Origin of the sequence: Glycomyces amatae, from assembly GCF_020991375.1 — a bacterium.
Lineage (GTDB): Bacteria > Actinomycetota > Actinomycetes > Mycobacteriales > Micromonosporaceae > Glycomyces > Glycomyces amatae.
Window position 1 is genome coordinate 1 of sequence record NZ_JAJLQZ010000060.1, and the last position, 468, is coordinate 468.

The 468-nt window shown below is 73.5% G+C and carries 1 protein-coding gene; it reads left to right on the forward strand.

Going from position 1 to position 468, the window contains the following annotated elements; all coding sequences use genetic code 11:
* Window positions 1-468, forward strand: a 468-nt coding sequence (locus LO763_RS28600; RefSeq protein ID WP_230792321.1) for a hypothetical protein, incomplete at both ends; no start/stop codon positions are given.

Here is a 468-nt window from a genome sequence, read left to right on the forward strand (position 1 = left end):
CGGTTGTGCGCCGACCTGCTCGACGAGCGCGTGACGCGGCCGCGGTGGGCGCTGGTGACCGGCCGGCTCCGTTCGGCCGCGCCGATCTCCATCGCGAACCGGGCGGCCGAGGCCTTCCGCGAGGAGGCGGGTACCGGGCTGCTCGGCACCACGGTCGAGACGCATAGCGAGGTCATGACCTTCCGGGCCTTCGGCACCGGCTCCCGCGAAGCGTCCGCGGCGCTCGCCGCGCTGCCCGCCGACTGCGGGGACGTCGCCGTCTACTTCACCGGTCTCGACTTCGGCAACCCCGGGATCGCCGCGGCCTACCCGGACGAGAGCGACCCGGACGTGGCGGTCTACTCGCTGGCCGAGCCGACGACGCTGCTGGACGTGCGGGACAATCCCGACTTCATGGGCCCGGACGGGCCGGACTTCGAGGTCGACCCGTCCGTCGTGACCGAGCACTCCGTGCGGACCGTCTTCGCC